Origin of the sequence: Luteibacter sp. (assembly GCF_036500425.1) — a bacterium.
In the GTDB taxonomy this organism is placed as follows: Bacteria; Pseudomonadota; Gammaproteobacteria; order Xanthomonadales; family Rhodanobacteraceae; genus Luteibacter.
Window position 1 is genome coordinate 1 of the sequence record NZ_DASYCB010000082.1, and the last position, 9,891, is coordinate 9,891.

Consider the following 9,891-nt stretch of genomic DNA (forward strand, 5'->3'; position numbering starts at 1 on the left):
CGCCAGACAGGCAATCCCCCAAAGGTATCAAAACCACCCCGGTAGGAGCGCGCTTGCGCGCGATGGGCGTTGCGGCAAGCCCCATCGCGCGCAAGCGCGCTCCTACAAGAGCAGGTGGTTAGCGGCTTTTGGCCAGCTTGCGGTCCAGGAAGTCACCGATGAGCGGCATGATCTCGTCGCCCTTGTCTTCCAGCGCGAAGTGGCCGGTGGGGAACAGGTGGAACTCGAGGTCCTTCAGGTCGCGCTTGTACGGGTGGGCACCATCGGCCGGGAAGATCGTGTCGCGCTCACCCCAGGTGATCAGGGTCGGCGGTTGGTGTTCGCGGAACAGGCGCTGCACTTCCGGGTAGAGCGGGACGTTCTTGCGGTAGTCGTACATCACATCCATTTGAACATCTTCGTTACCCGGGCGATCGAGCAGCGGCTGGTCGTGGGCCACGTTATCCGGTGAGATGCGGCTCTTGTCGTCCACGCCATCGGTGTACTGGAAGATCGTGGTATCACGCTTCACCAGCCAGCGAAGCGCATCGCGGCTCTTCGCGGAACCATCGGCCCAGTACACCTTGATCGGATCCCAGAATGCCTTCAGGCCTTCGTCATAGGCATTGCCGTTCTGGACGATCAGCGCGGTCAGCTTCTCGGGGTTCTTCAGGAACAACTGCCAGCCGACCGGTGCGCCGTAGTCCATGACATACATGGCGTACTTTTCAACCTTGAGACGCTCGAGCAGCGTGCGCACGATGTTGCCGAAGCCTTCGAAGCTGTAGTGGTAATCCTTGATATCCGGCGCATCGCTTTCGCCATAGCCGGGGTAGTCGGGTGCGATCACCCGGTAGCGCATGGCGAGGTACGGGATGAGGTTGCGGAACATGTGCGACGAGGTTGGGAAACCGTGAAGCAGCAGGACGACGGGTGCATCGGCGGGGCCGGCGTCACGGTAGGCGATGTTGAGGCCATCGATGGTCTCGTTGCGGTAGAAGACAACCGGGGGATTGGCTTGGGTGGTCATGGTGATATCTCCAGGGAATCAGCGAAGGGTGACGGGCGGGTTGAACGGTGAGTTATCCAGGTCTTTCCACTCCGCTTTGGGTATGGCGTCGTGGAGCAGCCAACGCTCGACATGGAACTGCAGGAAACGGTGGGTTCCGCCGGTTTCGTCCGCGGGATCGGCCTCGTCGAAATGCAGCGAGACCTTGCCGGTCAGTTGAAGCGCGCGGCCTTGGGTGAAATCGGGGATACAGATCCCGGCGCGTGGATCGACCTGGAAGTTGCCCCAGGTGTTGAACATGCTGTTCCCGGGGTAGTCGGGGATGCGCAGCGTGCGCTCGTCGAGGATCTGGATGAAGCCCTCGTCGCCGCCACGATGCGAGACATCCGCGCCACTGGTGGCGTGGTGGCTGGCGATGAAGAACGTACCGGCGTGGCGGATGATCGCGCCGACACTGCCACGCAGGACCGTGCCGGACGCGGATTGAGAAGCCGTGTGACGTTCGGTCAGTGCGCGCAGCACCCGGCGCTGGATGTACTTCGGGCAGTTGGGGTAAGCCTCACGTACGTCCACCTCCACCCGTGCATCGTCCACCGCGGCCACGCTGCCGTTGACGCGGTAGCGCCGCCGCGTACCGAGTTCGATAAACAGCATGCCGATGTCTTTGTGCCGGGCAAGGTTCGCCCACAGCGGCTCGTGCGCCTGGCGATGGGCCATGGGCACGTCCAGGGTGATTCGTTTACCGTCGGTGGCCTGGGCGAACCCCGGCTTGCCGAACAGCAGGGAAGCCCAGAGATCGCCAGCGGCGTCGATGCTGCCCACGGCCACCATGAACTGGTTGGCGACGAAAGGACGTGCTCCGCCAATCACGCTGTCGCTCACGATGGCCACATTGCGCGCTGCGGTGGCCTCCTCGCCGGCGCGGCTCTGGATCTCGCGTTCGCCTTCGTGGAAGTGGTGCTTGCGCTGCATGACCGGACCCTCGTTTCGATGGGTCCATTTTTCGGAATCCGGCCTGGGCTGGGAACGAGGCGGCTCGCAATTGATTGTTGCGCGTGGCGTAATGCTGGCTATGGACCAGATCCACCTCATGAAAGTCTTCGTGGCCGTCGGCGAGGAGGAGAGCTTTGCGGCCGCTTCCCGGCGCATCGACCTGTCGCCGGCCGCCGTGACCCGCGCCATCGCGGCGCTGGAGGGCGAGCTCGGGGTCAAGCTGCTCGCCCGCACCACGCGCAACGTGCGGCTCACCGAAGCGGGCCGACGCTACCTCGACGACACTCGTAATATCCTCGCCAGCATCACCGAGGCCAACGAGGCCGCCGCGGGCGTCAACGCCGCGCCCAAGGGGCACCTCTCGGTGACGGCTTCCGTGCTGTTCGGACGAACGTTCGTCACGCCTTGCATCGTCCGTTACCTGCAGGACTTTCCCGAGGTGGATGTCACCGCATTCTTTCTCGACCGCGTGGTGAACATGGTGGAAGAGGGCGTGGATGTCGCCGTGCGGATCGGCCACTTGCCGGACTCGAGTCTCAAGGCGTTGCGTGTGGGGCAGGTGCGGCGGCTGATGGTCGCTTCGCCCGAGTACCTTGCTAAGCACGGTGTGCCCGAACACCCGGCCGATCTGCTGACCCACACGGTGATTTCGTCGACCGGCCTGTCACCGCGGGTCGACTGGAAATTTGGTGCCGCCGATGATCCGGCCACGGTGCGCATGAAGCCACGCCTCACCGTGACAAGCAACGACGCCGCCGTGGCGGCGGCGGTGGCAGGTCTCGGCGTGGCGCGGCTGCTCTCCTACCAGATTGGCGAAGAGCTCGCCTCGGGTCGCCTGACGACCATCCTCGCGGCCTACGAGGAAACGCCATGGCCAGTGCACGTGCTGCACCGTGAAAGCAAGTACGGATCGAGCAAGGTCCGGCACTTCATCGACATGCTCGCCGAGCATCTGCGAACGCACCCACACCTCCTGTAGTTCGCACCAACCAATGGCACGTTTGCCACCGGCCGGGGCGTTATATGGTCGGCGCGTGTCATCGGAGGGAGTGCAGGGACGCGCATGAATGTTTTCGCTCCATGGATCCGGCGGCCGGCCGGTACGTCGTTGCTCGGTATCGGCCTGCTTATCGCCGGTGTCTGGGCCTACCTGCTGCTTGGGGTGGCGGCGTTGCCGGCGATGGACATCCCGGCGGTCTTCGTGACCGCGCAGATGCCCGGTGCGAGCGCGGAGACTATCGCGAACACCGTGATGGCGCCGCTGGAGCGCCACCTCGGTCGCGTTCCCGCCGTGAAGCAGATGGCGGGTATCGCCAACGAAGGGTCGGTACAGGTGCAGATGCTGTTCGAATTCGGCACGAATACCGATGCAGCGGCGCGTGATGTCCAGCAGGCGATCAACTCAGCGGCCCGCGACCTGCCACCGGGTATGCCGGTGCCGCCGCAGTACTTCAAGCTCGACACCACGCAGCTCCCCGTGGTGCTTATCGCGCTGAGTTCACCGAGCATGCCCGCGGATCGGCTCTACGACCTGGCCGATACGCTCGCGAAACCGGCCATTTCCCAGGTCGAGGGCGTCTCCAGCGTGCAGGTGTCCGGTGGCTCGGCCCACGCGGTGCGCGTCGAACTGGATACGTTGGCACTGGCGGCGAAGGGGATGAGCACCGGCGATATCAGCAACGCGTTGATCGCCGCCAACGTCACCTCCGCGCTAGGTAGTTTGCAAGCCGGGCATCAACAGATGATGTTGCTGGCCAACGATTCACTGACGTCGCCGGCTGAGTTCGCCCATATTATCGTGGGTGTACGGAACGGGACGCCGGTGCGCTTGAGTGACATCGCCACGATCAGCAACGGCCAGGAAGACGAATACCAGGCCGCCTGGTTGAACGGCCAGCGCAGCGTAGTGCTGCAGGTCAGCAAGCGACCCGAAGCCAACGCGGTCGCCACGGTGGACGCTATCAAGGCGCGCATGCCGGGCCTGCGCGCGCTGTTTCCGGCTGACACGCAGATCACGCCGATCTTCGACCTGACCCAAACGACGAAGACCGCATTGCACGAAGTCGAGGTCACTCTGGGTATCAGCGTCCTGATGGTCGCGGGCGTGATGTTGCTGTTCCTCCGCCGGGTAGGCCCGATGCTGATCGCCATGGTGAGCGTGCCGCTTTCGCTCGCCGGCGCATTCGGTGTGATGTGGATGCTTGGTTACTCGTTGAACACGCTATCGCTGGTGGCGCTGGTATTAGCCATCGGTTTCGTAGTGGATGACGCGATCGTCGTCATCGAGAACATCGTCCGCCACATGGAGCTTGGCGAGGAGCCGTTGAGCGCGGCCTTGATCGGCACGCGCGAGATCGGCTTCACCGTTGTGTCCATCACGCTGTCGCTCATCGCTGTGTTCGCGCCCATGGTGTTCGGCAACAATATGTTCGTGTCGCTGGTGCACGAATTCTCGGTGACCCTGGTGGCGGCCATCGTGGTGAGCGCCATCGTCTCGCTGACGATCACCCCGGCCTTGTGCGGGCGCTACCTCGTGCATCAGCCGGAAACGGCAACGCACGGCATGGCGGCGGCGTTGGCGCGCTGGGATGAACGGATCCTCGGTCACTACGAGCGCATGCTCCGCTGGTCCATGCATCATCGCCGCCTTATGCGCTGGCAGCCCGCCTTGCTCCTGGTACTGACCGGCGCGCTGGCGGCCGCCGTGGCGGCGACGGCCGGCGGCGGCATCATGCCGGACGAGGATCTCGGCATGTTCCAGGTAGGCCTGACCACGGAAGCCAACGTCTCACCCGTGCGCCTGGCCGAGCGTACCCGCTATGTGGCTGACCTGATCCAGGCGGACCCGGCCGTGGCGGATGTCACCGCCATCCTGGGTGGGAGTGGCGGGGGTGCCGTCGGTAACTCGGCGACCATGTATGTGGGGCTGAAGGCGGCAGGGGCGCGGACGACTGGCGTGAAAGAGGTCATCAGCCGGCTGTCGGAGAAGACCCGGGTATTCCCGGATATCACCGTGGTCATGACGCCCATCCAGTTCTTCGGTGGCGGTGGTGATACGCGCTCTGGCGGGCCGCAATACCAGGTCCAGTTGACCAGCTCATCCGGCGTGAGCTTGCAAGACACGACGCTTGCCGTAGCGAAACGGCTACGGGCGCTGCCGGAGCTACGGGATGTCAGCACCAGCTTCGATACCATCGGCAACGAGCAGGCGCTGACGGTGGATCGCGATGCGGCTGCGCGGCTGGGCGTAGGCATGGCGGCCGTGGATGATGCCTTGTACAACGCCTTTGGCCAGCGGCCGGTATCGATGATCTTTTCGGAGATCAACCAGTACCGGGTCATCCTGACCGCGTCGGGCGCGCACTCCCTGCAACCCGGCAGCCTGCTCAATACCTATGTGCGCAGCGCCCGTGGCGTCATGGTGCCGCTATCGGCGTTTGCGCGCATCGCACCGTCGATCACACCGACCGGCGTCAGCCACTTCAACCAGCTGGAATCCTCGTCGATCAGCTACAACCTCGCAGACGACGTAAACCAGGTCCAGGGTATGCGCCTTGTCGATAATCTCATTGACCATGCGCGGCTGCCGCCTGGCGTGCAGCAAGAGCAGGCCGGCTCGAACCAGAAGCTGATCGAAGCCGTGATCGGTGCACTGGTGATGCTGGCCTCGGTCGTGGTGATCATGTACGTGCTGCTGGGCATCCTTTACGAAAGCCTCATCCACCCGCTGACCATTCTCTCGACACTGCCCGCGGCCGGTATGGGCGCTTACCTGGCCATGTTCATCACGCAGACGCCGCTTACCCTGATGTCGATCATCGCGGTGCTCATGCTGATCGGTATCGTGAAGAAGAACGCCATCATGATGGTCGACTTTGCCCTGGTCGCGGAGCGGGAGCGCGGCATGTCGCCAGTCGAGGCGATCTTCGAGGCGGCCATGGTCCGCTTCCGGCCGATCACCATGACGACCCTGGCAGCGATGGGCGCAGCCATGCCCCTGGCGATCGGTTTCGGCGTCGGTTCGGAAATGCGCGTGCCACTAGGCATCGCCATCCTCGGTGGCCTGCTGGTCTCTCAGCTACTCACCCTCCTGAGCACCCCCGCCATCTACCTCTGGCAGCACGACCGCGCGGAAAAAAAGGCGGCAAAGGCTCTCTGTAGGAGCGCGCTTGCGCGCGATGGGTGCTAGCCGCAACCCCGATCGCGCGCAAGCGCGCTCCTACAAGGGGGGCTTAGTCCCACAGCCTTCCGGATAGTCGCGTGGTGATTTCCTGCACGACCCACTCGTTCCCATCGGGGTCGTTGAACGAAACGAATGAGCCGTAGCTCTTCCGATCCGGGCTCGGTCCATCGACGCGGTTCTTGTTGCCCGCCTGGTGGAATACCCCATCGGCATCGTGAAAGACCTCGCTGGTCTCAATGCCGCGCTTACGAAGCTCATCCCGCACAGCCACTACATCGCTCGCCACCAGGTGCAGGCCGCGAACCGAACCCGGTGTGGCCTCCGTCATCTTGTCGCCAAAATGCACCGAGCAGGCCGACTGGGGCGGTGTGAACTGAATCACCCGGAACCCCTTGTCATTGGCGAAGTCGGCATCGAGCCGCCAGCCGAGTCGGCTATAGAACGCCTTGGAGCGGTCCGGATCGGCCACGGGGATGACCACGATCTCGAAGGTGAGCGGGAAGGGGAATGGTTCGTAGGTGGCCGTGTTGCTCATGGCGATCGTTCCACGACGGAAAACGCCACGATGTGCCGTTGGCGTGGCCACGTCTTGGAATAGCTTTCCCTACTCCGCCAAGGTGCGTGCCTTCATGGATCATGTCGCCGCAACCTTCGCGAGGGATTAGTTCGCGCGGGTGAAGTAGTGCATGCGCATCGCCGGCTTGCCCTTATCGTCGAAGAAGGAGACGGTTTCCGTCATCGTCTTGCCGTCGGGTGCTGCTGCGTAGATACGCGTTGAGGCGGGCACCCCGCCCATGCTGAGGCCGACCACCAGTACGTTCACCTGCGGGTGTTCCATCGCCGCTGCATCCGCCTCGGGGCTGCCCACGACAGGCACCGAGGTGCCGTCGAGCGGATTGGTGCCCTTCGTGTGCACCTGCTTGCCATCGGCGAAGACGATATCCACGCCCATGGTCAGGTGGTCGTTGCCTGCGTCAGTGAAGGTGAGCAGCACGCTCTTTGGTCTTGCCTCGGGCGGCATCGGCATACGCGAGGTATCGACCGACCATTTCCCCAACAATGGCGCGGCGACCGGCGCCGTTGCGGAAGCGGAGACACACAGGGCAAGCCCCGCGACGAGTGTGGATGCCAGGAAAGCGTGCTTCATGCGACCTCCGTCAATGCGCGACCCGATCGGTGACTGGCCCTTCATTAGCCAGGCTGCTGTCCGGGCTGATCATACGACCCTTCAGGCTGTCGAGGCGCAGGCCATGCGTTCGGCAGACATCGATGTCGTTGAGGCGCGTCACGCGGCTATCGCTGAAGGTGACCTGCATATCGCGCAGGCACGGTCCGTTCGGGAGCTGGAACGCGGTCGAGTTCAGGCCGCCGTTCAACGCGCCGCCGAGGTCTACCGCATGGAAATCATCACTGCCGCTGGGTGCGATGGCGAGTGTCGCTACGCTGCTGGCGGTGGCATTGACGAGGTTGAAGGGGGCCGAGGTTTCCCGGGCGCTCGTGGTACGTGGCTGGGGGCCCGCGCAAGCAGTGGTGGCCATGGTGGCCAGGAGGATGGCGAGGCAGGGCAGGATCCGGATCATGGCGCGCTCCAGCGAAGGGTGGGGTGGCGGCCCCTATGAGGGGGCGGCGCCGCCATCTAGCGCTAGAGCCGTTCCTCGCGAAAACGGTTGCGGGACGAATCGTCGTAGCGGCATGACCAATGGCAACCATGTCGGGATTTGCTTTCCACCTACGCGCGGGGGTGCCTAAGATGGTGCCGCTACCTACCTCTGGACCCCCTCCGATGAAAGTCCGCCTTGGCAATACGCAAATCGGTATGGGCCGCTACGTCGGTTTGTGGAGCGTGGTGGCGCTGGTCTTTGCGTGGCAGGGGTATATGCGCGATGACCTGCTAGGGCATACCTGGGACTTCAGCGATTACATGCGCTGGTCGGCGATCCAGTGGTACACCTGGGCGGCACTGGCTCCATTGGTCTTCAGGCTTGGCGAGCACTACCCCATACGCATACCGCTGCGCCTGACTGAACTGTGGATCCCCTTGCTCGGCAGCGCAGGCATGACCGGGCTGGCGTTGCTCATCGGTGCCTTCATTTCAACCTTCACCGAACCCTCCGGCCTTGCCGAGCAGTGGCGCCAGTTCGTTGGCCAGCATGCCGCCACCGGCTTGCTGACCTGTTGGGCGCTGTTCGCGATCCAGCAAGCCATGCGTTTCCGCGAGGAAAAGGCCCGGGGTGAACTCGAGGCATCCCAACTCGAATCCGAGCTGGCCCAGTCGCGCCTGCAGGTCTTGCGTACGCAGCTGCAGCCGCACTTCCTGTTCAACACCATGCACGCTATCGCGACCTTGCTGCACGAGGATGTGACCTCGGCCGAAGACATGCTGCTACGCCTCAGTGAGCTGCTACGTGCCTTCCTGGAAGAATGCCAGGGGCAGGAGATTACCCTGCGCCAGGAACTGGTCTTGCTGGATCTCTACCTCGGTATCCAGCGCACGCGGTTCAAAGATCGGCTGGATACGCGCATCTATATCTCGCCGGATACGCTCTCCTGTGCCGTACCCAGCCTGATTCTGCAGCCCATCGTGGAGAACGCGATCAGGCATGGCATTGGTGAGCGTGTCGGCAACGATTGTGTCGAGATCGAAAGCCGCCGGGACGGCGATAGCCTGGTGATCGAAGTGCGCAACCGGAATAGCAGCCTGGATCCCGCCGAGTCCACGCCGGAGGGCCACGGCATCGGCCTGTCGAACACGCGGCTGCGCCTTAGCGAGCTGTATGGAAGCGCAGGGCAGGTCGATCTACAGATGATCTGGCCAAAAGGCGTCGTGTGCCGTATCCGCGTCCCTTATCAGGTCATCGACGAAGACGAACCCGAGGTCGTCGAGGTATGAAGCTCTCGGTCCTGGTCGTCGACGACGAACCGATCGCACGGCAGGCCGTCGTGCGGCTGCTAAGGGAAGACCCTGATGTGGCGGACCTCGCCGAGTACGGCGATGGCGCCTCCGCCGTAGGTGCGATCCGCGCGGGCTCGCCGGACCTCGTCTTCCTGGATATCCAGATGCCGGCGATGTCCGGCATCGATGTGGTGCGAACCGTTGGTGCGGAGCGCATGCCGGCAACCGTGTTCGTCACGGCGTACGAGCAATACGCCGTCAAGGCGTTTGAAGCCAACGCGGTCGATTATCTTGTGAAGCCCTTTAATCGCGATCGTTTCGCGCATGCGTTAGCGCGAGCGAAGGGCCGGATCGCTAGCCCCGTGGCGCAGGGTGAGGCGTCGGCGAAGATCATGCAGGCGCTGGATGCGTTGCGTCGCCGCGATCATTACCTCGATCGGATCCCCATCCGTGAAAGCGAGCAGGTCACCTTCGTCGACGTCAACGAGATCGTCTGGATCAAGGCCAGCCGCAACACCGTGCTGATCCACCTCGCCGATCGTGTGCATGAACTACGCGAAACCATGACCGGCCTCGCCGAACGCCTCGACCCCCGCCAGTTCGCCCGTGTCCATCGCTCGGCCATCGTCAACGTCCGCCGCGTGCAAACCGTGCACCCCTGGTTTAATGGGTACCATGTCCTCACGATGGATACGGGGCAGAAACTCCGGATGAGCCGCTACCAGCACGAAGCGTTCCTGAAGCTGGTCTCCATCCAACCCACGACACCCCCCCTGTAGGAGCGCGCTTGCGCGCGAAGGGTGCTCGAGGCCCCCCCCTCGCGCGCAAGCGCGC

9 protein-coding genes are annotated in these 9,891 nt (G+C 63.6%); 4 read left to right on the forward strand and 5 right to left on the reverse strand.

What is annotated here, in order from left to right:
- Nucleotides 1–118 precede the first annotated feature (118 nt).
- Both VGN46_RS20245 and VGN46_RS20250 read right to left on the reverse strand, forming a co-directional pair.
- Nucleotides 119–1,009: an alpha/beta hydrolase gene (locus VGN46_RS20245; RefSeq protein WP_331646625.1), complete on the reverse strand. Its 891-nt coding sequence runs from the start codon at nucleotides 1,007–1,009 to the stop codon at nucleotides 119–121.
- Nucleotides 1,010–1,027: 18 nt separating this feature from the next.
- Nucleotides 1,028–1,960: a pyridoxamine 5'-phosphate oxidase family protein gene (locus VGN46_RS20250; protein ID WP_331646627.1), complete on the reverse strand. Its 933-nt coding sequence runs from the start codon at nucleotides 1,958–1,960 to the stop codon at nucleotides 1,028–1,030.
- Between the two features lie 100 nt (nucleotides 1,961–2,060).
- Here VGN46_RS20250 and VGN46_RS20255 point away from each other — a divergent pair, with 100 nt between their 5' ends.
- Both VGN46_RS20255 and VGN46_RS20260 read left to right on the forward strand, forming a co-directional pair.
- A complete protein-coding gene (locus VGN46_RS20255; RefSeq protein ID WP_331646629.1) occupies nucleotides 2,061–2,960 on the forward strand; it encodes a LysR family transcriptional regulator in 900 nt (299 codons plus the stop codon).
- Between the two features lie 84 nt (nucleotides 2,961–3,044).
- Entirely contained in the window at nucleotides 3,045–6,170 is a 3,126-nt protein-coding gene (locus VGN46_RS20260; RefSeq protein WP_331646631.1) for an efflux RND transporter permease subunit, read from the forward strand.
- A 43-nt stretch (nucleotides 6,171–6,213) separates the two neighbouring features.
- Here the strand turns inward: VGN46_RS20260 and VGN46_RS20265 are convergent, their stop codons facing one another.
- The 3 genes from VGN46_RS20265 to VGN46_RS20275 form a co-directional block, all read right to left on the reverse strand.
- The gene (locus VGN46_RS20265) at nucleotides 6,214–6,699 is read right to left on the reverse strand and encodes a VOC family protein (protein WP_331646633.1); all 486 of its coding nucleotides are present in this window, start codon (nucleotides 6,697–6,699) and stop codon (nucleotides 6,214–6,216) included.
- Between the two features lie 126 nt (nucleotides 6,700–6,825).
- Nucleotides 6,826–7,311, reverse strand: a complete 486-nt coding sequence (locus VGN46_RS20270) for a hypothetical protein (RefSeq protein ID WP_331646635.1) — start codon at nucleotides 7,309–7,311, stop codon at nucleotides 6,826–6,828.
- Nucleotides 7,312–7,321: 10 nt separating this feature from the next.
- On the reverse strand, nucleotides 7,322–7,744 hold the full coding sequence (locus tag VGN46_RS20275; RefSeq protein ID WP_331646636.1) for a hypothetical protein: 423 nt from the start codon (nucleotides 7,742–7,744) through the stop codon (nucleotides 7,322–7,324).
- A gap of 203 nt (nucleotides 7,745–7,947) precedes the next feature.
- On the opposite strand from VGN46_RS20275, the gene VGN46_RS20280 reads away from it, so the two are divergent.
- Together VGN46_RS20280 and VGN46_RS20285 are read left to right on the forward strand one after the other, a co-directional pair.
- Nucleotides 7,948–9,054 carry a sensor histidine kinase gene (locus VGN46_RS20280; protein ID WP_331646637.1) on the forward strand — a complete coding sequence of 369 codons (1,107 nt, stop codon included), beginning with the start codon at nucleotides 7,948–7,950 and terminating at the stop codon, nucleotides 9,052–9,054.
- Nucleotides 9,051–9,836 (forward strand): LytTR family DNA-binding domain-containing protein, encoded by a 786-nt coding sequence (locus VGN46_RS20285; protein WP_331646638.1) that lies wholly within the window; start codon nucleotides 9,051–9,053, stop codon nucleotides 9,834–9,836. The genes VGN46_RS20280 and VGN46_RS20285 overlap by 4 nt, the downstream gene beginning before the upstream one ends.
- Nucleotides 9,837–9,891: the final 55 nt, after the last annotated feature.